Annotated in this window: 19 protein-coding genes; 11 read left to right on the top strand and 8 right to left on the bottom strand. The window is 39.4% G+C overall.

Annotation, left to right across the window (positions count from 1 at the left end):
• The first annotated feature begins 42 nt into the window (after nucleotides 1-42).
• On the top strand, nucleotides 43-840 hold the full coding sequence (locus EAX61_RS01130) for a TrmH family RNA methyltransferase (RefSeq protein ID WP_121915810.1): 798 nt from the start codon (nucleotides 43-45) through the stop codon (nucleotides 838-840).
• A gap of 139 nt (nucleotides 841-979) precedes the next feature.
• On the opposite strand, the gene EAX61_RS01125 is transcribed toward EAX61_RS01130, so the two are convergent.
• Nucleotides 980-1,687: a peptidylprolyl isomerase gene (locus EAX61_RS01125; protein WP_121915809.1), complete on the bottom strand. Its 708-nt coding sequence runs from the start codon at nucleotides 1,685-1,687 to the stop codon at nucleotides 980-982.
• A gap of 47 nt (nucleotides 1,688-1,734) precedes the next feature.
• Between EAX61_RS01125 and EAX61_RS01120 the strand changes: the two genes are divergently transcribed.
• Together EAX61_RS01120 and EAX61_RS01115 are read left to right on the top strand one after the other, a co-directional pair.
• Complete coding sequence (locus tag EAX61_RS01120; protein ID WP_347337916.1) at nucleotides 1,735-2,331, top strand: NUDIX hydrolase; 597 nt, start codon at nucleotides 1,735-1,737, stop codon at nucleotides 2,329-2,331.
• 170 nt (nucleotides 2,332-2,501) lie between these two features.
• Nucleotides 2,502-3,305, top strand: coding sequence for a lysophospholipid acyltransferase family protein (locus EAX61_RS01115; protein ID WP_121915807.1), 804 nt, complete (start codon nucleotides 2,502-2,504; stop codon nucleotides 3,303-3,305).
• Here EAX61_RS01115 and EAX61_RS01110 read toward each other — a convergent pair.
• The 3 genes from EAX61_RS01110 to EAX61_RS01100 all read right to left on the bottom strand — a co-directional run bounded on the left by EAX61_RS01110 (nucleotide 3,302) and on the right by EAX61_RS01100 (nucleotide 5,701).
• Nucleotides 3,302-3,916 carry a hypothetical protein gene (locus EAX61_RS01110; RefSeq protein ID WP_121915806.1) on the bottom strand — a complete coding sequence of 205 codons (615 nt, stop codon included), beginning with the start codon at nucleotides 3,914-3,916 and terminating at the stop codon, nucleotides 3,302-3,304. The genes EAX61_RS01115 and EAX61_RS01110 overlap by 4 nt on opposite strands.
• 4 nt (nucleotides 3,917-3,920) lie before the next feature.
• A complete protein-coding gene (locus EAX61_RS01105) occupies nucleotides 3,921-4,415 on the bottom strand; it encodes an RNA polymerase sigma factor (RefSeq protein ID WP_121915805.1) in 495 nt (164 codons plus the stop codon).
• Between the two features lie 275 nt (nucleotides 4,416-4,690).
• The gene (locus EAX61_RS01100; protein ID WP_121915989.1) at nucleotides 4,691-5,701 is read right to left on the bottom strand and encodes a glutamine synthetase beta-grasp domain-containing protein; all 1,011 of its coding nucleotides are present in this window, start codon (nucleotides 5,699-5,701) and stop codon (nucleotides 4,691-4,693) included.
• 282 nt (nucleotides 5,702-5,983) lie between these two features.
• Between EAX61_RS01100 and EAX61_RS01095 the strand changes: the two genes are divergently transcribed.
• From EAX61_RS01095 to EAX61_RS01060, 8 genes are all read left to right on the top strand, one after another.
• The gene (locus EAX61_RS01095) at nucleotides 5,984-8,167 is read left to right on the top strand and encodes a glutamine synthetase III family protein (protein WP_121915804.1); all 2,184 of its coding nucleotides are present in this window, start codon (nucleotides 5,984-5,986) and stop codon (nucleotides 8,165-8,167) included.
• A 364-nt stretch (nucleotides 8,168-8,531) separates the two neighbouring features.
• Nucleotides 8,532-10,025 (top strand): hypothetical protein, encoded by a 1,494-nt coding sequence (locus EAX61_RS01090; protein ID WP_121915803.1) that lies wholly within the window; start codon nucleotides 8,532-8,534, stop codon nucleotides 10,023-10,025.
• A gap of 570 nt (nucleotides 10,026-10,595) precedes the next feature.
• Nucleotides 10,596-12,092, top strand: a complete 1,497-nt coding sequence (locus tag EAX61_RS01085; RefSeq protein WP_121915802.1) for a hypothetical protein — start codon at nucleotides 10,596-10,598, stop codon at nucleotides 12,090-12,092.
• 166 nt (nucleotides 12,093-12,258) lie between these two features.
• The gene (locus EAX61_RS01080) at nucleotides 12,259-12,807 is read left to right on the top strand and encodes a hypothetical protein (RefSeq protein ID WP_147448315.1); all 549 of its coding nucleotides are present in this window, start codon (nucleotides 12,259-12,261) and stop codon (nucleotides 12,805-12,807) included.
• 70 nt (nucleotides 12,808-12,877) lie between these two features.
• Nucleotides 12,878-13,630 (top strand): CsgE family curli-type amyloid fiber assembly protein, encoded by a 753-nt coding sequence (locus EAX61_RS01075; RefSeq protein WP_161555152.1) that lies wholly within the window; start codon nucleotides 12,878-12,880, stop codon nucleotides 13,628-13,630.
• 1 nt (nucleotide 13,631) lies between these two features.
• Nucleotides 13,632-14,048 (top strand): curli production assembly/transport component CsgF, encoded by a 417-nt coding sequence (locus EAX61_RS01070; RefSeq protein ID WP_121915799.1) that lies wholly within the window; start codon nucleotides 13,632-13,634, stop codon nucleotides 14,046-14,048.
• 10 nt (nucleotides 14,049-14,058) lie between these two features.
• Entirely contained in the window at nucleotides 14,059-15,531 is a 1,473-nt protein-coding gene (locus tag EAX61_RS01065; protein WP_121915798.1) for a CsgG/HfaB family protein, read from the top strand.
• On the top strand, nucleotides 15,521-17,050 hold the full coding sequence (locus tag EAX61_RS01060; protein WP_161555150.1) for a carboxypeptidase-like regulatory domain-containing protein: 1,530 nt from the start codon (nucleotides 15,521-15,523) through the stop codon (nucleotides 17,048-17,050). Before EAX61_RS01065 ends, EAX61_RS01060 begins: the two co-directional genes overlap by 11 nt.
• 357 nt (nucleotides 17,051-17,407) lie before the next feature.
• On the opposite strand, the gene EAX61_RS01055 is transcribed toward EAX61_RS01060, so the two are convergent.
• From EAX61_RS01055 to gndA, 4 genes are all read right to left on the bottom strand, one after another.
• Complete coding sequence (locus EAX61_RS01055; RefSeq protein ID WP_121915796.1) at nucleotides 17,408-20,812, bottom strand: ankyrin repeat domain-containing protein; 3,405 nt, start codon at nucleotides 20,810-20,812, stop codon at nucleotides 17,408-17,410.
• 189 nt (nucleotides 20,813-21,001) lie between these two features.
• The gene (locus tag EAX61_RS01050; protein WP_121915795.1) at nucleotides 21,002-22,186 is read right to left on the bottom strand and encodes an aspartate aminotransferase family protein; all 1,185 of its coding nucleotides are present in this window, start codon (nucleotides 22,184-22,186) and stop codon (nucleotides 21,002-21,004) included.
• A gap of 57 nt (nucleotides 22,187-22,243) precedes the next feature.
• Nucleotides 22,244-24,070 (bottom strand): OstA-like protein, encoded by a 1,827-nt coding sequence (locus EAX61_RS01045; RefSeq protein ID WP_121915794.1) that lies wholly within the window; start codon nucleotides 24,068-24,070, stop codon nucleotides 22,244-22,246.
• Nucleotides 24,071-24,277: 207 nt separating this feature from the next.
• The gene (gene gndA / locus EAX61_RS01040) at nucleotides 24,278-25,699 is read right to left on the bottom strand and encodes an NADP-dependent phosphogluconate dehydrogenase (RefSeq protein WP_121915988.1); all 1,422 of its coding nucleotides are present in this window, start codon (nucleotides 25,697-25,699) and stop codon (nucleotides 24,278-24,280) included.
• Between the last annotated feature and the right edge of the window lie 355 nt (nucleotides 25,700-26,054).

Below are 26,054 nucleotides of genomic sequence, written 5' to 3'. Positions count from 1 at the left end.
CTTTAGCACAGATTAACCCTGTATTAAAATAAGAGAGGTACTTTGACTAAATATATTTCCAGCCCCCAGAATTCCACCGTAAAGCGACTGCTACAATTACAGTCTAAATCCCGCATACGTGCAAAGGAGGGTGGTTTTATCATTGAGGGCCTGCGCGAGCTCGAACTCTGCATCAAGGGCGGTTATGAGATCGCAGCGCTTTATTTTGTGCCTGCGTTGGTTTCAGAGGAAGCGCTTCTGGCATTGTTTGTAGAGGATACTGTAATTATCCTCACAGAGATTTCTCAGGAGGTTTATGAAAAACTCGCCTATCGAGGGAGCACGGAAGGGGTGATCGCTTTCGCGAAAGCGAAACAACAAAATCTAAACGACTTAAAACTTCCCAAAAATCCCTTAATCTTAGTTGCCGAAGCTCCCGAAAAACCAGGAAATATAGGCGCCTTACTGCGAACCGCAGATGCTGCAAATGTGGATGCCTTCATCATTGCAAACCCTAAAACCGACCTCTACAATCCGAACATCATACGATCTAGCGTAGGTTGTGTGTTTACAAATCAAGTCGCAACTGGAAGTACAGCATCCGTCATTGCGTTTCTAAAAGAGCGGGGAATTAGTATTTATAGTGCCATATTACAAGATGCACAATACTATCACGAGCAGGATTTTACAACGCCCACAGCCCTGGTGGTGGGAACTGAAGCAACAGGCTTGAGCGAGGTGTGGCGAGTAGCCAGCAAACAAAATATCATTATCCCAATGAGCGGAGCAATAGATAGTATGAATGTCTCGGTGGCAGCTGGTATTTTGGTTTTTGAGGCAAAAAGGCAAAGAGGATTTTAAAAGAATAGTAACTAAAGTTGAATCACTTTTGTCATTTTTATCAACTTCCAACTTCCAACTTCCAACTTCCAACTTCCAACTTCCAACTTCCAACTTCCAACTTCCAACTTCCAACTTCAATAACCCAGCCTCGAGCTACTTATTCTATGATAGTAACCGTCATCGGGATTTTTTCTAACGGCCACTCGCTCTGATCTACGCGTACTTTATTGATCTCGTCTACTACTTCCATACCTTTAGTCACGCGTCCAAAAACAGTATGAGCACCATTAAGGTGGTGTGCCCCCAGCGGATTCTGAACAATATAAAATTCAAAAGGGGAGGAGGCATTGCTTATATTTTGCTCTACAAACTTTGCTGCTGCAAGAGCGCCTCGATTGTGTCGGTACTTTGATTCGTTTGGAATTAAGTAATCGCCCATAGCCTTGCGCTTTCTGCCCATTTTATAAGAATCTGAATTTCCTCCTTGAATCACAAACGAGGGTGAGACTCTATAAAACTCAGTAAGGTCAAAGTATCCTTCTTTTACCATCAAAATAAAATTTGCTCTATGTAATGGGGTGTCGTTGTATAATTGCAGTTCGATATTGCCAAAACTTGTGGCAATACGGACCTTGGTCTCGGGATTTTCGGCTCCATATGCTTGGAGAAAGGGTTTGACCGCATACTGGTCTGGCATAAATGGGTTTTTAGGCGTTCCTAGTTTGGGTGGCTCGGGCTTTTTTTCTTCAATTTTTTTTACGGTGTCTTTTATAACTTCGGGAATCGTTTCTTTTTTTGTGGATTTAGTATCTTGACATCCCGCAAGGCAAACCATTGCTATTGCCATTAAAAAATATCGAGTCATATATGCAGTTTTCTGAGTTTGTATCACGTTTATCAAAAATAAACAATTTGCCACTTCCCGGTAAAGAAGCGCAGTTCAAAATGGCGCCTATGGAGCGCATCAAAGAGCTTAAGAAAGCCGATATCGAAAAGCAAAATCCGAGACAGGCTGGCGTGATGGCATTATTTTATCCTAACAAGAAAGGAGAGACCTATATGATCCTTATGCTTCGCAGAACCTACAAAGGTGTACACTCGAATCAAGTAGGATTTCCAGGTGGTAAGGTAGAAGATGAGGATGAAAACATTGAGGCAACAGCCCTGCGCGAAACTGAGGAGGAAATAGGTGTCTCCAGAAAACGAATCACAGTAGTGCGTAAACTGACCAATATTTACATTCCTCCCAGTAATTTTTGGGTACAGTCTTTTATTGGGACAACTTCAGAAACGCCCAATTTTATACCTCAAGAAGACGAGGTTGAGGCGCTTATTGAGGTGCCGTTATCCGAGCTTCTCTCGGATGAGGTCCTTATAACTCAAACACTCACAACCTCTTATGCGGTAAATATTACGGTCCCTGCGTTTGAGTTGCAGGGTCACGTGGTTTGGGGTGCTACGGCAATGATGCTTAGTGAGGTGAAGGAACTTCTGGTGCAAGTGCTTTAGTTTGGGGTTTTGTATATTTGTCTTGTTGTTTTTTTGAGTATTACGCTTTCGCGAAAGCGTATAAAAACCAATAAGCATCTTCATTTTAATTTATATTGAGATTAGGAATTTGAAAAGAATTATTTTCAACTAATAAAGGCAGGTGTCAAAAATGACGCTTTTTTTATACTATGGGTTTATTTAAGACCAATCCATTTGGGCATATATTATTCTTAAAACGCTGGCTGATTAGAATCGCTGGAGCCCTTACGCATAGGCGCTATCGCGGTTTTAATGAATTGCAGATTGAGGGTTCTGAAGTCTTAAAGAACTTGCCTGATAAGGGAGTCCTTTTTGTTTCTAACCACCAAACGTACTTTGCAGATGTGGTTTCTATGTTTCACGTATTTAATGCGAGTCTTAGTGGGAGAGATGATTCTATTAAGAATATAGGCTATCTCTGGAATCCAAAACTAAACCTGTATTATGTAGCTGCAGGAGAGACGATGCGTAGTGGTTTTTTGCCACGCATTCTAGCATATGCGGGAGCGATTACCGTAAGTAGGACTTGGCGTGAGAAGGGTAAGGAAATAGACCGTAAGGTAGATTTTTCGGATACTGAGAATATTGGGATTGCTCTTAATGATGGGTGGGTAATCACTTTTCCCCAAGGAACAACAAAGCCTTGGAAACCTATTAGAAAAGGAACAGCTCATATTATAAAGCAATATAAGCCTATAGTTGTTCCTATAGTAATAGATGGTTTTAGAAGAAGTTTTGACAAAAAGGGACTTCGTATTAAGAAACGTGGTATCCTACAGTCCTTCGAAATTAAAGAGCCTCTCGTAATCGATTATGAGAATGATAGCGTAGAGCATATTGTAGAGCAACTTGAGTATGCCATAGAGCAACATCCATCATTCCTGAAAGTGATCCCCACAGAAGAAATCGAGGCCGAAGAAAAGCTGAACGAAACACGTAAGTGGGAATACTAATAGTCCATTTTTTTTAGTTCGTCGTAATTTGTTTTTAGTCTTCTTAATAAAATTCCATAAATCAATCTGTAGAAAAGGAGGAGTAGCCCTATAAAGATCCCTACAATTGCAATAAAGGCGAGCGCAGCAATGAGAAGGTTGTCCACAACGATGGTATCTGGGCTGTTAATCTCTACAATAGTAAAGGCGGCAATTGATCCCACTACCAGAAAGGCGATGTTAAACCAGATGTAATATTTTACTGTTTTTCGAGTCTTGAGTATGTTGTACATTAAATCCTTAGGTGAGTCTGTACTTTCAATTTTTTTATAATTTTTATAGAACCATCCTACAAAGAAAAGTAATGCTGTTAAGTGAATTACGGTAGATATAATTTCAACGGTACTCCCTATTGCCGACTCTACATTTGATGCGCCTTCTCCGTCGAGCTTTATGCCAAACGTGAGCAGAATCCAAAATGCAAATTCGATCACACTTACAATAAGAATCCACTTCACTACAGAAGATGATTTTTTGAGCAACATCGGGTAGATGTCTGCTTTGGTAAGTTTGGGAAGGGTGGCTTCCTGCTTTTGCCAGTCTTTTTTTAATAATTCTAATTCGTCTACCATAGGATTATGGATTTAATATTTTTTTGAGTTTTCCTTTTACACGATTCATTTTAACGCGGGCGTTAACCTCTGTAATTCCAAGCGTTTCAGAAATTTCTCTATAATTTTTATCTTCTAAATAAAGAAAGACAAGTGCTTTCTCGATATCGTTTAATTCTTTTACAGCGCTGTACATCAATTTGAGTTGTTCCTCGACGGTATCGTCATAGTCCTCTGAGGATATACGATAAGATACTCCTTCAAAGTCTTGTGTTTGCACCCTCCGTTTTGACTTGCGATATAACGTTATGGCGGTATTCAGACCCACCCGGTACATCCACGTGCTGAACTTTGCATCTCCCCTAAATTTTGGAAAGGCGCGCCACAGTTGTATTGTTATCTCCTGAAAGAGGTCATTGTGCTGGTCTTGATTGTTTGTATACAATCTGCAGATTTTATGCACGATATTTTGGTTTTCTTCTAGGAGCGCAACAAATTGTTCTTCTTGATTTTTGTCCAATGATTGATCGTTAGTTATAGAATAAGTCTTTATAAAGCGGGATGTGTTACAGTATAATTAAAATTTGTTTTTTAAAAGGACGTACGGCCGAATGAAACCGAAACCTAAAATCATAACCTAATGTAAAATAGAAGTGCAAATCTCAGGTGGTCGAGTTATCCCGCTGTCCCCTGAGCGGAGCCGAAGGGAACGGCGGGATTGTATCGAAACCTCCGAAACTAAAAAACGCCCATCCAAAAGGATAGGCGTTTCATAATTATTATTTTTAATAGGATTTAAACCTTAGCTGTTTTTACAGTCTCTACAATTCTCCCGGCAACGCGATATGGATCTGCGTTAGAGGCTGGACGACGATCTTCTAACCATCCTTTCCATCCTTGCTCTACTGTTATAATAGGAATACGGATAGACGCTCCACGGTCAGAGACTCCGTAAGAGAAGTCATTTATAGAGGCAGTCTCGTGAAGTCCAGTAAGACGTTGGTCATTAAACTCTCCGTAGGCTGCAATATGCTCCTTAGTAAATGGACGGAAAGCTTCACATATTTGCTCATATACCTCTTTAGAACCACAGGTTCTTAAGGTAGTATTAGAGAAGTTTGCGTGCATACCAGACCCGTTCCAGTCTCCTTTTACAGGTTTTGGGTGATACTCAATATACCATCCGTATTGTTCTGTAAGACGATCAAGTAAATAACGTGCTACCCATATTTCATCACCAGCTTTCTTAGCGCCTTTAGCAAAAAGTTGAAACTCCCATTGTCCAGAAGCAACTTCTTGGTTAATTCCTTCAAAGTTAAGACCAGCAGCGATGCAAAGATCTGCGTGCTCCTCTACAAAATCACGTCCGTGTGTATGACGACCGCCTACAGAACAATAATACATTCCTTGTGGTCCTGGGTAACCACCTATAGGGAATCCTAAAGGAAGTTGCGTGTCGCGATCCATTATAAAATACTCCTGCTCAAATCCAAACCAGAAATCATTATCATCGTCATCAATTTTTGCACGGTGGTTAGATGCGTGTGGCGTACCATCTGCACTTAAAACCTCGGTCATTACAAGAAATCCATTCTCACGTTGCGGATCTGGATAAATAGCAACAGGCTTAAGAAGACAATCTGAAGCCCCTCCAGAAGCTTGCTTCGTTGAAGATCCGTCAAAAGACCAGATAGGGCAATCTTCTAGTTTTCCACTAAAGTCGTTTACAACCTTTGTTTTACTCCTCATATTCTGAGTAGGCGTGTATCCATCCAGCCAGATGTATTCTAATTTTGATTTGCTCATAATGGCAGTGTTTTTTGTTATTAACGGTGCAAATATACTATCGATTTTTTGATTAGTCATAAAATTGAGCGGGGTAATTTATTAAAAATTAGACCGCTTTTATTAACAGCCCCTAATTTTTAGGGGGTATTACTAATTATTCTTCATATTTGAGTAATACTCGTATCTTTGTGGTAAAGAATGTGAGTTTTGTGGTGTCCGCTTTCGCGAAATTTATGCTAAGCACAGTGGAAGTAGCGTAATCTCAAAAGTTCTTTTTATCGATACCTTAATATATAGTTTATGCCAAAGTTGAGATTTCAAGCCCTTGCAGCTGTTCAAAACCGAGAGGATATAAAAATTGTAGATATTGAAAAACGTTCTTCTCTATACGGGCGTAATGTTTTTGGAGAACAGGCGATGCGCCAATATTTGTCTAAGAGTGCCTTTGTGAGTGTGCAAAATGCCATAGCCAAAGGCGACCAAATTAAACGAGTAACTGCAGATGCCATTGCCAGTGGAATGAAGTTATGGGCACTCGAAAAAGGAGCCACACATTATACCCACTGGTTCCAGCCCCTAACTGGCGCTACTGCCGAGAAGCACGATGCTTTTTTTGAAATCACATCAGACGGGCATGTGATTGAGCGTTTTGACGGTGGGCAACTTGTGCAGCAGGAGCCAGATGCCTCTAGTTTTCCTAATGGCGGTATACGTAACACCTTTGAGGCCAGGGGATATACTGCATGGGATCCTACGTCTCCAGCGTTTATATATGAAAACACACTTTGCATTCCTACAGTTTTTGTGGCATACACGGGTGAGGCATTAGATTTTAAAACACCATTACTTAGAGCATTAAATGCAGTAGATAGTGCTGCAACAGATGTGGCGCGGTATTTTGATAAAAGTGTTTCTAAGGTGACTGCCACTTTAGGTTGGGAACAGGAATTTTTTCTGATAGACAGCGCACTCGCAGCAGCACGGCCAGACATTGCACTTACAGGACGAACGCTTCTGGGTCACGCCAGTGCAAAAGGACAACAGCTGGATGATCATTATTTTGGTTCCATCCCTACGCGTGTGCTCAATTATTTAAAAAATTTGGAGCAAGAATGTCTCGCATTAGGTATTCCCGTAAAAACAAGACATAACGAGGTGGCGCCTAACCAGTTTGAAATCGCGCCTATCTTTGAAGAAGCAAATCTTGCGGTAGACCACAACTCCCTATTAATGGATGTGATGGAGAAAGTCGCAGAACGTCACAAGTTTAAAGTACTCTTTCATGAGAAACCTTTTGCAGGAATTAATGGAAGTGGAAAACATAATAATTGGTCCCTGGCAACTGATGAAGGTGTAAACCTCCTAAGTCCAGGTAAGACACCTATGAAGAACCTACAGTTCCTCACCTTTTTTGTAAACACTATTAAAGCGGTGCATCGTTACGAGGAGTTGCTCAGAGCATCTATCGCCTCTGCAGGAAATGACCATAGGCTGGGAGCAAACGAGGCTCCTCCAGGAATCATATCTGTTTTTATAGGTACACAACTTACTAATGTACTGAACGAACTAGAAAAGGTGACAGATGGAAAACTTTCGCCACAAGAAAAAACAGATTTAAAGCTAAATGTTGTAGGGAAGATTCCAGAAATCCTGCTGGATAATACAGACCGTAACCGTACCTCTCCATTTGCATTTACAGGAAATAAATTTGAGTTTCGTGCCGTGGGTGCAACGGCAAACTGTGCAAACCCGATGACGGTCCTCAATACTATTGTGGCTCAACAGCTTATAGATTTCAAGAAAGCGGTGGATGCTTTGATTGATCAGAAGGATATGAAAAAGGACGATGCCATTTTTAATGTGCTACGAGAGTATATTAAGGAGAGCAGGAATATCCGTTTTGAAGGAGATGGTTATGGTGCGGCTTGGGAAAAAGAGGCAAAAAAACGAAAGCTCAGTCACAACCGTAATACGATAGAAGCCTTAGGTGTAAGGATATCTAAAGATGTAAAGGCATTATTTACCTCCTTACATATAATGAATAGTGTTGAGGTAGAAGCTCGATACGAAATTGAAATAGAAGAGTACATTAAACGCGTCCAGATAGAAAGTAGAGTTTTGGGCGATGTAGCTCGTAACCATATTATCCCTACAGCCGTACATTACCAAAATGTATTGATAAAAAATGTCCAAGGGCTCAAGGCAATTTATGGAGATGAGTATTCCGCTTTCGCGAAAGCGCAAACTCAAATCCTTAAAAGTATATCAGACCACATTACACATATAGATGCAGATATTACGGCAATGACCGAAATGAGAAAGAGAGCAAATGGATTAGACCTTAATGAAAGAGCAAAAGCATATTGCACTAAAGTTTTTCCCTACTTGGAAGTCATTAGGAATCATTGCGACAAGCTTGAGTTGCTGGTAGATGATGAATTATGGCCATTACCTAAGTACAGGGAGCTGTTGTTTGTGAATTGATTTCCTTTTTGAGATCTAATTTTGTAGGAAAAGTCTGATTATTTGATTTTCAGATAGATAAAGGGGCGTTTGCCCCTTTTACCATTTAGGCAGGAGTTGAGGGTGTTTTAAATATTGCGGCTTGTCGATTTTCATTTCATTTCATCGAAAAGTTGAATTTGCCTCGTTGTAGATTGCATTCTTTTTTTAATTTCGTCCTTGTATTATTTAAAGATCCTCCCCCAAGTAATACAATAATTCCCCCACTCAATATTTTGACAAAAGATGTCCATTGGATGATTTGCGATGCTGTATGCGTATGCGACATTTTATAAAATTGTATTTATTAACCATTTATTTTAACTATTAATTAAACTTTTTTATTATGAAAAAAATGATTTTATGCGCTGGGGCGTTAATGATCGGAGCTGTTGCGATGGCTCAAGTAGGAGGCAGTGCCTTTGATGGGTCAACTGCTCAAACGGCTTCACAAGAAGCTGCATTACCAGGGGCACCTATGAGTGCAAATCGTGGAACTACTAATCAGGTAGGTACTTCTCATAAGGTATTGGTGCAACAAGCAGGAACTGCTCAGTCTGTATTAACTAACCAAAGCGGAGATAAAAACCAGGCTTTTGTAGTTCAAACTGGACTTGTAGGACCAGGAAGTGGGGTTGAAAACCTTGCTCAAGTAAATCAAGCGGGTGAGAAGAACCAAACTACTGCATTCCAACAAGGAGACAATAACAACGTACACGTAGACCAAATGGGTGACGAAAACCGTTCTTATTCTATCCAAGGAGTTGCAGACCAGGCAGAAGACAACTTCCTTGCTGTAGATCAAGATGGAGAGAAAAACAAATCTGTTGTGCAACAAACATATGACAACAATGATGCGTTTATTCGTCAAGATGGAGAGGATAACCGTTCGGATTTAAATCAGAATGGAGGGCCTAACCAGACAAATGGTCACTGGGCTAGAGTAGAACAGTACAAAGACGGTAACCAGTCTAAGATTAATCAAGGTGGTGCTGGGGCACGTAACTTTGCTGTAACAGCACAAGATGGTGAAAACAACAAGTCTCAACAAATCCAGAATGCTACTGATGGTATAGGTGGTGATGGTAACCTTGCTGGTATTTATCAAGGTGCAACAGAAACTGTAGGTTATACTTTAGGTGCGGCTTTTGGAAACTTCACAGACTTACAAACACTTGATCCTACAATCACAAATGGAGGTTTCTCTGGATTATCTGAAAAAGCTGTAGCATTGCAAGAGCAGGATGGAGCAGGTAACGTTGCTGCTATTTCTCAGTACGGCGCAACTAATGCTGCTGGTGCTGGAAACTTTGCTGAGCAATTCCAAGAAGGTGATGACAACCAGGCGTTTATGTTACAAAATGCGTTTGGAACAACTACAAATGCGGGAGGAAACTCAGGTGATCAAGCTCAGTACGGTGATAGAAACCAAGCTGCTGGATTCCAAAATGGAAGAAACCATAGTGCACTCGTTCGTCAGGGTGATGCAATGAATGCTGGAAATGATAACATCGCACTTACTGCTCAAAGAGGAGAAAACAATGGTGTAGATATTCAGCAGAACGGTGATTCAAATGTTGCTCACACTGTACAACACGGTAAGAACAATAAAATCCTTATGACGCAGTCTGATGGTCAGAGCTACAGTGTAAACCAGAATGTAGGACAGTTCGGAGCTAATGGTGGAAACCAAGCTAGCATAGAGCAAACAGGACCAGGTGGAACTTCAGTATTTGGATCTCTTCCAGCTCCAGCTCACGCAAGAGCTTACAACAGAGTTACAAGACACGGTGTAGCTGCTCCTGGAACTCCAGCAAATCTTTCTATTCCTAACCTATAATATTTCAGAATAACTCAGTTATGAGTTTGTCTAGATAGACTAGAATAGTTTAAATTTTTGAGAGAGGGAAAAGTTTTTTAAAAAGCTTTTCCCTCTTTATAATTTAATAAGAAAGTATTGCCACAAGCTGGAATTACTAGGATATGATGAATGAGGGTCTTCACCGAGGTATCGGGAGTTGCTGTTTGGGAACTAGTTGTATTCTAGAGACAAGATATTTGTAGGATTTTACTTACCTGCTGATTTTTAGGTAATTAAAGGGGCGTTTGCCCCTTTAGTCGTTTGTACGAGTGATGTCAGTGTTTTGAGGATTACAGCACATCGAATTTCATTTCACTTCATCGAAAAGTTGCTATTGTCTCATTGTAGATTGTATTCTTTCTCTAAATTAGCCCTGTATTATAATATTGTTCTCCCCCTACGTAATACAAAAAATTACTCTCCCCCACATAATAATTTTATTGAAAGATGTCCATTGGATGATTTGCGATGCTGTATGCGTATGCGACATTTTATAAGGCTGTATTTATTGACCATTTATTTATTAACTATTAATTAAACTTTTTTATTATGAAAAAAATGATTTTATGCGCTGGGGCGCTATTGATCGGAGCTGTTGCGATGGCTCAAGTAGGAGGAGGGTCACTTGATGGTGCTGCGGCAGCTCAAGCTTCTCAAGAAGCTGCATTGCCAGGAGCACCTGCTTCTGCAAACCGTGGTACAACAAACCAAATGGGAACTTCTCATAAGGTATTGGTACAACAGGCAGGAACGGCTCAGTCTGTTCTTACAAACCAAGCAGGTGATAGAAACCAGGCTTTTGTGGCTCAAACTGGTCTTGTAGGACCAGGCAGTGGGGTTGAAAACCTTGCTCAAGTAAATCAAGCTGGTGAGAAGAACCAGACGACTGCATTCCAACAAGGAGACAATAACAACGTACACGTAGACCAAATGGGGGACGAAAACCGTTCTTATTCTATCCAAGGAGTTGCAGACCAAGCAGAAGATAACTTCTTGCAGGTCGATCAGGATGGTACAAAAAACAAATCTGTTGTTCAACAAACGTTTGACAATAGTGATGCTTATGTACGCCAGAATGGAAACGACAACAGATCAGATGTAAATCAGAATGCTGGTCCTAATCAAACGGAGGGACACTTTGCAAACGTGCAACAGTACGATGAAAGCAACCAGGTTAAAATTAACCAAATGGGAGCTGGTGCTCGCAACGGAGCTTATGCTTGGCAGCAGGGAGAAAATAATAAGTCCCAACAAATCCAGACAGCCACAGATGGTCAAGGAGGTACAGGAAATTTAGCAGGTGTAATTCAAGGTACAACTCCGACTACATTTTTTGTTTTAAATGCAGCTAGCGTAGCTAGTTACAATTCTTTATTAGGGCTTGATCCTTCTTTAACTAGTGGAGGTTTCTCTGGTCTTTCTGAAAAAGCAGTTGCGCTTCAAGAGCAAAATGGTTCTGGAAACAGTGCATCTATTTCTCAGTACGGAGCTACTAACGCGGCAGGTGCAGGAAACTTTGCGGAGCAGTTCCAAGAAGGAGATGACAACAATGCTTTCATGGTACAAAATGCTTTTGGAACAACTACCAATGCCGGAGGAAACTCTGCTGAGCAAAACCAATATGGTGATCGTAACGAGGCTGCTGGATACCAAAATGGAAGAACTCATAGTGCTCTTGTAAACCAAGGAGACGCTGTTACTGCAGGAAACGATAACATTGCACTTACTGCTCAAAGAGGAGAAAATAATGGTGTAGACATTCAGCAGAATGGTGATTCTAACGTTGCTCACACTGTACAACACGGTAAGAATAATAAGATCCTTATGACACAGTCTGACGGTCAGAGCTACTCTGTAAACCAGAATGTAGGACAGTTCGGAGCTAATGGTGGAAACCAAGCTAGCATAGAGCAAACGGGACCAGGTGGAACTTCAGTATTTGGATCTCTTCCAGCTCCAGCTCACGCAAGAGCTTACAACAGAGTTGTAAGACACGGTGTAGCCGCTCCTGGAACTCCAGCAAACCTTTCTATTCCTAATCTATAATATTTAACAACAATTCATTTATGAGTTTGTCTAGATGGACTAGAATAGTTTAAATTTTTGAGAGAGGGAAAAGTCATCTAAAAAGAGCTTTTCCCTCTTTTTTAACAAAGGAGCACGGCGAGATAAAGCTTTGCTTATTGAGTATAATTAATTAAATTAGAGCATTATGAGAAAGATGATTAAAATTTTTATGATGGTAAATATGTTTTTGATTTGCTCTGCTGTAAAAGCGCAAACCTATATAGAAACAGAAACCGATGAGGAGCAAGCTGTAGACGCTTCGTCCTCAAATGGCAGTCCTCTAAGTGTAAATCAAATAGATTTGATAAACCTTGGATTTGATTTGTCTCCTAATCCTATAAATCAAACACTAGTAGGGAATAAAATCTTCCTTACTCAAATAGGAGAAGGTAATTTGCTAGCAGTCGCTACACAGACTAATGCTAGTGAAATTAATTTAAGACAAAATGGTAACGAGAACTTTGCAAACTTACAGTACAGAGCAAAAACAGCTTACACTGATATAGAACAAAACGGGAACCGCAACACAGTATTTGATCTAGTAAATAGACCACAGCTTGATGTATCTTTAGAGCTCCAGCAAAATGGAGATGGTCTTAACTTTCAAAGAATAGGAGCAAATAATCTGACAAAATCCCTGAAATTTAATCAAGGAGCTAGTACACCAACGCTCATTGTAAGAAGTGTAAACTAGTTTTGTTTAAACGTATTCAGTTTTGAAAAAATGTTTTGGTGTATTTGAAAATTTAAAAATCAGGTCATTTGTGACGATTGTTTTGTTGATTTTTTTTCAAAGTGTATCAGGACAATTTTTCAATAAAGAAGTAGAGGCTATACTTCAGGTAACCAGTGCTGATGGACTCTTTACTTTATATGCTGTAGCAGAAAATAAGACATCCCTTGATCAAGGGTTTACGTATGATTTTTCTATTTTTAGAAAAAATGAAGAAGGGGAATTTTACAAAACACAAAAAAAGACAGATGCATTTATAAAAGGTAATAGTAGACTATTACTATCTAAATTTACCGTTGCAGAGTATGGGTATGATGACGTCGTTATTACATTACTTATTTACGATGTGCAAGAAAAACCAGTTGGTAAAGCAAGGTTAGTCTTGAAAAGACTTAAAAATGGAGAATATGAAGCCCAGGTAAATGGAGAAAATGAGGAAACCATACGAAGCAGGGATTTAGGTGAGAAAGATAAGGGTCTAGGTCTAACAGGATTCGTACTACGCAAAACAATTACAAAAGTAGGTCTAGATTTTTACAGACTGTTTTATGCAACATATTACAATAGTCAAATAAAGACAGATAAAGATATTAAGATTATAGAAGTTCCCGGCCAGAATAGAATTACACGCATTACAGTAAGTGTAGAAGGGCAAACAGTTTGGGAATTTTTTGCACAACCTAAAAAATCATTTCTCAAACAAATGTCGGATATAGCTTTTCAAAGATCAATTAGAATGATTCAGATTCTAGAACAACAGGATGAGCAATTAATTAAATTTTAATATGTCACAAAAAACAATATTTCTTGTCATAGTACTGTGCTTATTTATGAGTGCAACGGCTATGTCACAACAGTTTAGTTATAAACCTATTAATCCAGCTTTTGGTGGGGATACGTTTAATTATAACTGGTTGTTATCATCAGCAACGAGCCAGAATAAATTACAGCCTGCAGGTGCTCTTACAGAAGAACAATCTGAGCTAGATCGTTTTGGACAAAATCTAAACAATCAAATTCTCGCACAAATTGCCAGGTCTTTAACACAAGCTCAAATTGAGAGTATAGGTGATCTGACAGAGCCTGGGACTTTCACATTTGGAGATCTTTTGGTAGAAGTTTTTGAAAATGGAGAAGGTTTAGTTATCAATATTCTCGATACAACTACAGGAGAAGAAACCCAAGTCATTGTTCCTAATTAATCTCAATTAAATGTCATTTTACAATAAAATATTAAGTCTCTTATGCTTGCTTATGCTCTCATCTTGTGGAGCTTATTTCAATCAACCACTGGTTCAAAGTCCTTCCAGAACTGGAGAATTTTCAAAATCTACTGACTTACTAAAAAACCTACCACTTGCTGCTGCAAAATTAGAAGTGGCTGTTTACAATTTTGGTGATCAAACCGGACAGTACAAAGCAGTGGAAAATGGAAGTACTTTTAGTACTTCGGTAACCCAAGGAGGTACTACCATCCTTATTAAAGCACTAGAAGATAGTGGGTATTTCTTACCGGTAGAGCGTGAAAATTTGCCTAATCTAACAACAGAACGACAGATTATTAGAAATACGCAAGAGGAGTATAATAAAAACTTAAATAAAAATGAACCACCGCTTCCTCCACTTTTGTTTGCAGGAGTTATTCTTGAAGGTGGAATAATATCGTATGACACAAATGTTGTAACGGGTGGTCTTGGAGCTCGATATTTTGGGTTAGGAGCTGCTTCACAATACAGACAAGATAGAATCACTGTGTATTTAAGAGCAGTATCTACAAATAGTGGTGAGATACTTAAAACGGTCTATGTGTCTAAAACGATTCTGTCACAGTCCCTTAGTGCTAACTTTTTTAGATTTGTTAAATTTCAAAGATTGTTAGAGGCCGAGTCTGGAATTACTCAAAACGAGCCAGTACAACTTGCTGTTAAAGATGCTATCGAGAAGGCTGTACACGACCTAATAGTCGAAGGAATTAAAGATGGCTATTGGAGCACAAAAGGTGGAGCTGATACGAATAGACAATTGGTAGAGAGTTACTTAGAAGAAAAGGAACTAGACGAAAGCACTGCTCTTTATGATAGACTCTATCAAGAACCTCAATTAGGACTTTCTGTACAAGTTAATGGGGGTGTGTCGCTTCCAGATGGCGATTATGGAATAAAGGAGGCAGGATATAGCGGTAGCTTCGGTGTGCAATATGCTCTTTCAAAAAGTTTTGCATTAGGAGCAAATGCAGGGATTTTTCAATTTAATAATAAAGAGCAATTCCAAGGTACTTATGCGCATATTGATTTTAATATCTATGCAGACTTACTACCCAATGATAACTTTGCACCTTATTTTTATATAGGCCCCGGATATGTGTTCAATATCGATAGCACTTTTGGAGGGGGTAATCTAGATACTTCTACAAATGAAAATGAAGCTGATAATGAAAACAATGAGTCAGAGATCACGGGAGCACTTAAAGCTCAAATTGGCGCTGGTCTTAGGTATAACTTGAACAAAAAATTATCACTTAGAGCCTTTGTTGAACAAAACGTAAATTTCTCAGATAATATTGATAATATATCTGCGGGAAAGAGAGATGACTGGCACTATAACTTCGGAGTAGGACTCAATTATAAAATAGGAGGAAGAATTAAGGAATTAACCCCAAATAATGATGTATCAAATGAAAACTAAAATATATTTTATTGTAGCCTTTGTTTTGCTGTGTTTAAGCTGTAACGAGGATACATTGGGAATTAATGTAACTGGTGAACTTACAGGGACTGTGTTAAGAGATGATACAGAAGAGCCCTTAGAAAACGTAAAAATTTCCACGAACCCTGCCTCTAGTACTGTTTTTACAGATGTCGATGGGAATTTTACACTTGAGAATATTTTAGTAGATGATTATGCTGTACAAGCCGAGCTGGATGGATTTTCAACCAGTTTTGAATCGGTATCCATAACAGAAGGAAACACCTCTAGCGTGGCTTTTAAATTAGAAGTGAGCTCTACTGAAAACACACAGCCTACAAAACCGCTATTAGTGCTCCCAGAAGATGGTCAGGAAGATTTAGGGACAAGTGTTGAGTTTAGATGGGAGTCTATGGATACAGACGATGATGAAATAACGTATACACTAGAACTTAGGAGCGGAAATAATAGCGATATCAGAAACATAGAGGTAGTAGCTGATACGCTTGTGACAATTGACAATTTATTGCTTTCTCAAACTTATTTTTGGCAAGTATCTGCAGATGATGGTAATAATGATGAGGTGACTTCAAATATCAGCTCATTTAAAACACTTAACTCTCCAGGGAATTCTGTTTATTTCGTTAAAAAAGTAGGAAGTAATAATGTGATTTTTAGTGGTGACATTAATCTAGATTCAGATTCTTCGGAAGAAACCATTGATTTTAATCTTTTCCAAGTAACTTCTGATGCAGTAAACAGTTTTAGGCCAAAAAAGAATGATAACGCTAGGAAATTAGCTTTTCTTCGAACTGTAGGCGGACTTACACATCTCTTTATTTCTGACTTGTCTGGGGCAAACGAATTTCAGGTGACCACGACAACAAGTGTTGCTGGATTTAGACAAGATGAGTTAAATTATACTTGGTCAGAAGATGGAAGTAAGTTATTCTTTGCTAATTTTGATAAATTATACAGTATCAACATAGATGGCACAGGTGCTGGTGAAGATCCGATTTTCACCACTACTGATGGATCTTTCATTTCTGAAATCGCATCAGCAGATTTTCAACCTAATATACTTCTTTTAAAGACTAACAATACCCAAGGTTACGATGTAAACTTGTTTACATATAATCTCGAAACACAAACTATTATTGATACTATTTTGGATGATCCAATGGGTGCAGTAGGAAGTATTGACATTAGCGCAAATGGAGATAGGATACTATATAGTTATGACACTAACGGAGATGAGAACAATCAATATAGGATTTTTGCATCTCGCTTGTTCGAGTATAATGCAATAACAAATACTACAGTTATGGTTGATGCAGAACCTACACCTGGCTTTAATGATGTTTATGGTTCATATACACCAAATGAAGCTGGGATTATTTTCACTAGGATTAGTAATGATGCAGATGCTATTCCTGCGATTTATCTATTGCAGAGCACTAGTATGACCAATAGGACTGATATTATTTTCAACGGTGGAATACATCCTGACTATGAATAAATATCTAAAATTAAGGTAAAAATGAAATGGGCTGCAAATCGAAATTGCAGCCCATTTCATTTTTACCTTTTACCAACTTAAAATAAGGATATATTCTTCTTGTATAGGACTATTCCGGTAACTTTATTTGAAGTTTTAAAATAGCGATATATTTAACGAAGCGGATTTAAATTTAAAAGATAGTCAATATCGGTTTTAGAGAGAGTGTAAAATAAAACTTTGAAAAATCTTTAATTCAAATAAAATAGGTTCCAAATAGGATTAGAGAGAAGGCAATAATAACTTTAATTATTTCTTTTAATTTTTGATTTCTTCGATCTTATCTTTATTAACTCTCTAAAATATTGTCTTAAGATTTTAATCTTTAAATTCCTTTACAGCCTTCTTGATCACAGCCTTTACTTCCTTATCCTCCACATAATCCATCACACTTTCTCCTTGTTTGGTTTTGATGGTAGGATTGGCTCCTTGAGCTATGAGGCTTTTAGTAAGCGGTAAAGCACTAACTCCAGCTAAAGCTGAGAGATGTAATGGTGTTTCACCATTCTTATTACGAGCATTAACAGAGGCTCCGGCTTCGATTAAAGTATTTAAGAGCTTTATATCACTTTCCTCATAAGAAAAAGCAACTAGATGGATAGCGTGCTGCCCATCATTAAAAGGTATACTAGCATCTAGCCCAGCTGCTACAAGTACTGGGATTGCCTCTATAAAATTATAAGAAATAGCAGTCTTAAGTTGTTCTGGTTCTGGTTGTGCTCCTGCTTTTATAAGTACATTTAAAGCACCCGTATGCTTATACCTTATAGCGTCTTCTAGTCCATTTGTAGGGTTAAGGCCTTTCTTAATAAGTTCTTCCAACACTCTAGTGTTCCCTTTCCTTGCGGCTGTAGCGATAAATTCAGTTTCAAGTTTAGTGGTGCGCTTTAATAGTAAAAGAATAATATCTTCATCTGTGGTCTCCATAGCCTCTGTGAGCGCAACTTCTGGAGCGGCTCCTCTATCCAGCAAGTATCCAGTAATTTCTAAGTTTGCTGTCTTACTAGCATCTAGAATGGCGTTGTTTACATCTGCTTTTCCTTGTTCTACAAGCACTTTTGATAATTCGAGATTTTCTCTCTTTACCGCTTCTTGTATTAACTCTGGAGCTACAGTTTCTGCACCTTGAGTAATGAGATATTGAGTTATCGGGATGTTTTCACGTTGTACGGCACTTGTCATTCCCTCATTTGGATCCGCATTATTTTCGACAAGAAGGGAGACCATTGCGAGATTTTCATTATTTACGGCAATCTCAACTACTTGCGAAGGGTTGATGCTTTCCTTTTTTAGTGAAATGACAGACTGTACAAATGGAATGTTATCCTTTGCGACAGCTTCCTCCAGCGCAATATCTGGGGTGCCTGCGTAAACGGTAAGCGCATCATTAAAAAGTTGAGCATCATTACGAGCGACAGCATAGGCAAACACAGGATCTGGCTTAGCATTGTTTTTTAAGCTTGTCTCTATTGCGGGTTTATTATCCTTATCTATTGCATAAATCAATGATTCACTTGCCTCACCCCCGTTTTTTAGGGCAAGGTCTAGAATTTGGGTATTGTTATTATCTGTTGCTATTTCGGCGGCTTTGTTATTGTCTATTTTTGCATCCTTCTTTACGAAGTAGTCAAAGAGCTCAGTATCATTAATTTTTGCGGCCACCTCAAGAGCCTCTCCAGAGGCTTCTGTTACTGGTATGATAACATTTTTAAGATACGTATTGTCAAACTGTGTAGCTTGATCCAGGATATAAGCATCTGCTGTAGCTCCTAAGGCTATGAACTTTTGAGCAAGGTCTTCATCATTGTTTTCTGCGGCGAGCAGTAATTCCTTTTTGCCAGCTACAAATGCTTCATATTTCTCACTCATAAGCGCTTTTACAGTAGGGTAGTAGTATTTCTCAATAGCAAACGCAAGGTCATTATTGCGTGGAGATGCTCCTTCCCGAAAGAGCGCATAAATAGCGTTTGCATCTTTATATGCTACCGCCTTATAGATCATATTATTCTTAGGCTTTGCACCCCTTTCTAATAGTATGAGCGTTTTTTGGGGATCATAAAATTCTGGATCAAAAGCAACATCTAGGTCTTCTGTTGTAGGAATTACTCCGTAGTCTAGAACTAGATTTAATAGACTATCGGCCTGTTTTGTAGTAATTATGGACTGTATAAGTCCCTTAGCCCTAGTGTTTGCATTTTGCTCAAATAACGCAGTAAGTAAGGCTGTATTACCTGTTGTAGCTGCAGCTATAATTTCAGAATCTAAAGAATAGTTATACTTTATAATTTTATTAGTCAGTAGGCCTTCATCTTTTATCAATTCAAGCGTGTAGGTTACATCAAATATATCATCATCTACCGTTTCTATTTCAACTGTTTTTCGGATATTTTGAACAAGTGCATCTTTATATGCTGTAACCCCATTGCCTTCGGCAGCTACTTGTAGTCGTCTTCGGCCATCGCCTTTGGTAAGTTTTTTTGCATCGTCCCACACGCTCACATATCCTCGTTTTAAATCCTCTGGTTTAACGGTAAAAATTACATTTCGCGAAAGCGGAACAACCTCATCTGTAATAAGTGTTTCAAGACGTATACCGCCATATTCAATTGCTGGAGCTGTTTTTAAAATAGCATCATCTTTAGAAAAACCTCCGAAGAAAATATCCCCTACATAATCATTACCATCTTCATTTGCACGACCGGTACTCTTTTTAACTATACTCTCTATACTTTGTTTAAAACGTAAAGAGTATTTTTTATAAAAGTCAGAAGTTTTTTCCGGACTCAATTTTTTCTTAACACTATTTCGGCTTAAAGTTATGATACTGTCTAACATTTTAATTTTTTCGGCCTTATTTTCGAGTAGATCTATCCGGACACTTTTAAATAACTCAGAATAGGGGCGTAAGGTAACTTCTATAGGCTGCGCATTACTTGCAACAGTACTATCCCAACTATCTGTCCACAAGGCATCTGGGTGGCCACCGACCGTATAAGACATCCCTATCCCGCCATTAATATATGGATCAGTATCAGTCAGATTCGTATGCTGGCGCTGTATTTCTTCAATTACCTTTTGTTTAAACTCATCTTCTTTGTAAGGAGAATATATATAGTCTGAAAGACCAATGTTATTGCGACGTATAAATTGTCCTCCATAGACCACGGACTCTGCGTAGTGCGTACCATAACGATGTACAAATCCTTCTAAAGTAATATCGCGTCCTAACCTTCTAAAATCTTCAACAAGAGCGCTGTCTAGATCTGTAATAGACGCATGAACTAATGATGATTGAGCAACAGCTTTTTTACGTTTTGCATATACGAGCAGCATTTTATCACGATCATCTCGCTTCATTGGTTTGTAAAATGCATCACTATTGTAAGCTTCAAAAAGTCTATTTATTGTATCCGCATCTAGCACCTCGCGTTCATATTCATAAGTGTTTGTTACGAAGTGGTAAGCAATGGGAACTTCTTGTGATATTGGTCTTTGAGATACGTTTCCTTGTATGATAGCTTTTCCCTTAGAAGAGGCACCCCAGTTAAGCGGGTCTATTTTGCGTATGTCAAAACCGTGTCCTAAAACATCGTTTACAATGGTAGCAGCTGGAATGGCTGTTGTCTTTTTAGATTTTTCTTTAGAAGACTGGGCGACACTACTCAATGAAAAACCGAGATTTATAAATAGTAGGAGTACCCACTTGAAATATAATGATTTCAAAAGCGCTTAAATTTTAAATTTAATACTGTGGGGGAGTTACTTTACGTTTACAAATTAATCATTTTGAGTAGATAAAAAAATAGATTAGGTGTCTGTATGGGTTGTGCGGTTTTGAGTTCAGATTTTAATTGTAGTTGTAAGAATTTACTTTCATATCTTAAAGGTTACGCTTTCGCGAAAGCAAAAAAATCAATCCTCAACTACATAATTCAAAACATCAAGAATCGTAGCACAACCTTCTCTAATCTCATCTTCAGAAATAGTAAGAGGGGGTGTAATTCTCACCGCTCGAGTTTCAAAAAGAAGCCAAAAAAGAATAAGTCCCTCGTCTTGACATCTAAGCACAATATCACTTGCAATATGCGCTGAGGGAGTCATAAGGGCCAGCATTAAGCCACTACCTCGTATTTCTTTAATTAATGGATGAATGAGCAAAGAGCGAATGAGTTTTTCCTTTTTCAAAGCATCTGCCATCAGATTACTTTCAGTAATTTCCCTTAGAGTAGCAAGCGCCGCAGCAGCAATAACTGGATGACCGCCAAAGGTCGTAATGTGCCCCAGTTTAGGATTATCAGAAAGTAAAGTCATCATCGCGTGACTTGCAGTAAATGCGCCTATGGGCATCCCACCGCCCAGACCTTTTCCAGTCACCAAAATATCTGGAGTTACATCATAATGCTCAAACCCAAAGAGTTTCCCAGTGCGTCCCATTCCCGGCTGAATCTCATCCAGAATCAAAAGTGCACCTACTTCCTCACAACGCTTTTTGACCTTATTTAAGAATCCATTTGTGGGTACTACAAACCCAGCACCTCCTTGAATGGTTTCTAGTACGACACCAGCAGTTTTTACAGTGATACGTTCTAAATATCGATCACAATTGAATTTTATAAAAGATACATCACCTATCATCGGGCGGAAAGGTGCTGTACGCTCTTTGTTGCTCATTAAGCTCAAGGCACCATAACTGTTCCCGTGATATGCATCCAGAGCTGCAATAATTTCTGTACGACCTGTTGCTCGACGTGCTAGTTTTATGGCGCCGTCTATAGCTTCTGTACCACTGTTTACAAGATAGGTGCTTTCTAAAGGATCAGGTAAATGCTGGGCGAGTAGCTTTGTGAGTTGTACTGCGGGAGATTGGGCATATTCTCCGTAGACCATCACGTGCAAATATTTGTCCAGTTGTGTTTTAATAGCCTTTTTTACACGAGGATGTTGATGTCCAAGTGAACAGGCAGAAACTCCCGCAACAAAATCTAAATATCGCTTTCCAGAAGTATCATAAATGTAACTCCCTTCCGCTCGTTGCACTTCCATTGATAAAGGATGCGGAGTAGTTTGAGCCTGATATTTTAGGAAATCTGCTTTCATTTTTTTTTACTAACACTAAACACTAAACACTAAACACTAAACACTAAACACTAAACACTATAGCCCATTCTTCTTTTTAACTCCTAGACCTTTAGGTTTCTTTTTTCCATCTTTAGCCCTAGCCTCTTCTCGAGCTTTGGCAGCAGCTTTATTTCTTTCAATAATCGCTTCTCGCTGCTCTCGAGAGCCATCTGTTTCCTCTTCTTCAGAATTGAGCGATGGCTTGTCTTCTTCACGTGTTTCAAAGGTTTCTGCATCTAAATTGGATGCCCCAGGAATAGTGCGCTCCTCGGTTCCTTCGGGTAATTCAAAAAAGTTGTCTTGAATTTCTGGAAGCGGTATTCCCTGAATTTTAGTGAGTTCAAAAGGAGGCTCTCCCTTAAAAATATCTTCTTTAGAAAGTAATTTCTCGTCTCCTCGCCAGTTAAAATTTTCCAGCGTCCTAGCATTTTCTGGAAATTGGGATTCAGGATATACTTCTCCCGAAATCCCTTTGTATTTTATCACTTCGTCTATTTCCTTATTGAGAAATAAAATCGTGATAGATGCAGATTTACTTTTATCAATTCCCTGTAGAGAACCGTCATCTTCCCGTAAATAGGTAATACTCTCGGCATTTTTGAGAATATCAACCTTTTCCAGCTCGTTTTCTTCATTAAAAAAACCAAATAGCTTTTGCCCCTTCACCTGATTAAACCCAGAAATACTGTCCTGCTGTATGATAAACGAGTTGTCAAAAACCTTGAGCGAATCTAACTTCTCGGTCACTACGTTATTAATGAGATGTATACTGTCTCCCGTAATCTGGCTACGGTCGCTCCATAAAATGGGGCGCGTAATCATTTGTGTAAGCCCCGTTTTCTGATTTACGTGTATGGAATCAGATTTACCGCTCAAGTCACTTTTATACAAACGTACATTTTTAAACCCACGAACGATGCGCTCTTCTGGCTTACCGGTCACAATGAGTTTATCGCCGTGTATGTAAACAGAGTCTTGCTTCTCTACCGTAATGGCAACGGCTCTTTGGGTAATAAAAACGGAGTCTTTGTCTTTGTAGACTTCGGCGTAGTGACCTTTAATTAAGGTGTTGTTTATACTGTCCCGCACCCGAATATTATTTGTAGCACTGGCAAAATTTCTTGTTCTGTCATAATAAAGACTATCGCCTAAGACGACACGGTTATCATAATCTATACGTGAATTTTTCACAAAATAGCCTAGGTCATTTCTTGTATCATAAAACCCACGCTCGCAATACACTTTAGAACCGTCACTTGTTATCGTAGTTGGGCCATAGAGATATGCGTGTTCGGGAACGCTGTAAAAGTCAAGTTGCTCGCTATTTATGACATATTCTGGATTCGTAACCACGACATCATTTACAAAAGAGATTTTATCCTGCTCCATATAATAGCGACCTATGCGACTAGTAATTTTACTATTGGGCGAAGTCACCGTACCGCCAGAGCGATAGTAAGATTGCTGTTTTATACGGTCAAAGTACATTGTATCCGTCGTAACCGTCGTAGTATCCTTCTTAAGCCATACTTTCCCAGAGGCAAATGCAAATTTCGTATCGCCACTATACTCCGCATACTGACTACGCATAGAGACGGAGTCACCTTGTTGCATACGCACATTTCCCAGCGCCTTTACAAAGTTGTCATCCTTGTAAAAGAACGCAAGATCACACCACATATCCACACCATCGTGTTCTATATATACTTGTTTATCTGCCTTTTGAAAAACGACCGCACCAGGATATTCCTCCTCATTAATGCGGTTAATAGGAGATTCTATATTTATTTCCTTAGGAGTTTCTTGGGCATCCGCTTTCGCGAAAGCAAAAAAAGCAATAAGAACAATTAAAATTAGGCGCATAGAAAAACAAAAATAGTCAAAATGGAATGGGTGCGTGTTAAGATGTTCTCAAAGTAGATGCAGGCAAGTGCGATTCGTTGCGGAGGTTTTTTTACTTAGCTTCCATCTTCCATCTTCCATCTTCCATCTTCCATCTTCCATCTTCCAGCTTCCATCACCCATCTTCCATCACCCAACTTCCATCACCCTTTCTCTACTCTCGTTTTTCTAATTTCTACTCTCCTTCTCCCACTCCGTATGAAAAACCCCATCTCTATCAAGTCTCTCATAGGTATGCGAACCAAAATAATCGCGTTGCGCCTGAATTAAATTTAATGGTAAACGAGAAGAAGTATAAGCGTCAAAATACGTGAGCGAATTAGAAAGTCCTGGCAACGGGATCCCATTTTTTGCCCCAAAAGCGACAAGCTCCCTCGCCGAAGCGACTGTACTTTGCACTTGCTGCACAAAGCGAGGAGAAAGTAACAAGTTAGGTAGGGTAGCATCTGCATCAAAAGTTTCGGCGATGTCGGCTAGGAGGCCGGCACGTATGATACAACCTGCGCGCCAGACTTTGGCAATAACCGCTAGGTCTAGGTCGTAACCGTATTCTTTAGACGCATCTGCAAGTTGATGCAGTCCTTGGGCGTAAGTGATAATAAATGAGAAGTAAAGCGCTTCCTCAGAGAGTTTTACCAGTTTGTCTTTATCGATGGTCTCGACTGTAGGTCTATCATATAGCGCGTCAGCCTTTATACGTTCTTCCTTAAGTGCCGAAATCTCACGCATACTCACCGCAATATCAATGGAAGGTACGGGGATTCCCAAATCCATTGCGTTTTGTGAGGTCCATTTTCCGGTTCCTTTTTGTTTGGCTTTGTCCAGAATGGCATCTACGAGACTGCCGTCTTTTAAATCATCTTTCTGCGCAAAAATCTCTGATGTGATTTCGACCAAGAATGACTGCAATCTGCCCTCGTTCCACATTTTATAGGTGTTGTGGAGTTCGTCATTAGACAGATTTCCAGCTTTTTTGAGCACGTCATAAATTTCTGATGTGAGTTGCATCAGGCCGTATTCTATACCGTTGTGCACCATTTTTACATAGTTTCCAGCACTTTTTGGTCCTAAGTAAGCCACACAAGGCTCGCCTTTATATTTGGCTGAGACGGCTTCAAATATGGGTTGCACGGCTTTATATCCTTCTTTTGAACCGCCTGGCATAATGCTCGGTCCCTTTCGGGCGCCTTTTGCCCCGCCGGATACTCCTGCGCCAAAAAAGTGAATTCCCTTTTCCTCCAGATACGATGCTCTGCGGTCTGTGTCTGTAAAGAAGGAATTTCCGCCGTCTATGATAATGTCGCCTTTGTCCAAATGAGGCAAGAGGCCCTCAATTACGGCATCTACGATTTTGCCTGCGGGAACCAGCAACATAATCTTGCGTGGGGAGGATAACGCTTTCGCGAAAGCGGACACATCCACCGTAGCATCCACACGATTAATATCGCCACCTTCTTTTATGAGCGCACTCACTTTCTCAGGGTCTAGGTCATTGCCAAAGGCCGTAAAGCCATTATCTGCCACGTTAAGAATAAAATTACGTCCCATCACACCCAGTCCTACTAGGCCAAAATCATACGTTCCGTTCATAAAAAAAGTATCAAAAGTTACCACCCGAAGCTATCTGCCAAAAGGGTCTTCAAAAATAGCTGAAAATATTGAGAACTTTGGGTAAGATCGGAAGCAAGCAGTGACATAGGACTTACTTCGCTATGCTCATTGAAGTAGGACGTAAGACTGAAAGAATTAGCACTTTCTCCCTTGCGGGGAAAAGTTTATTCTTGGGAAATAAAGCAAAGACCACCCGAACAACTATAACCTTTAAGTCTTTAGTCTTAAGTCAGGTTGTGCAAGCAGCTCAGTCCTACGTCAAAAATTTCAATGCCTTGGATTTATATTACCTACACTTCCCCATTCTAATTTCTTATTTTTGACCTCGCAAACT

The organism is Dokdonia sinensis (assembly GCF_003688895.1).
Taxonomy (GTDB): Bacteria; Bacteroidota; Bacteroidia; order Flavobacteriales; family Flavobacteriaceae; genus Dokdonia; species Dokdonia sinensis.
Note: the sequence above shows the minus strand (reverse complement) of the source record. Positions and strands in the feature narration are given on the sequence as shown.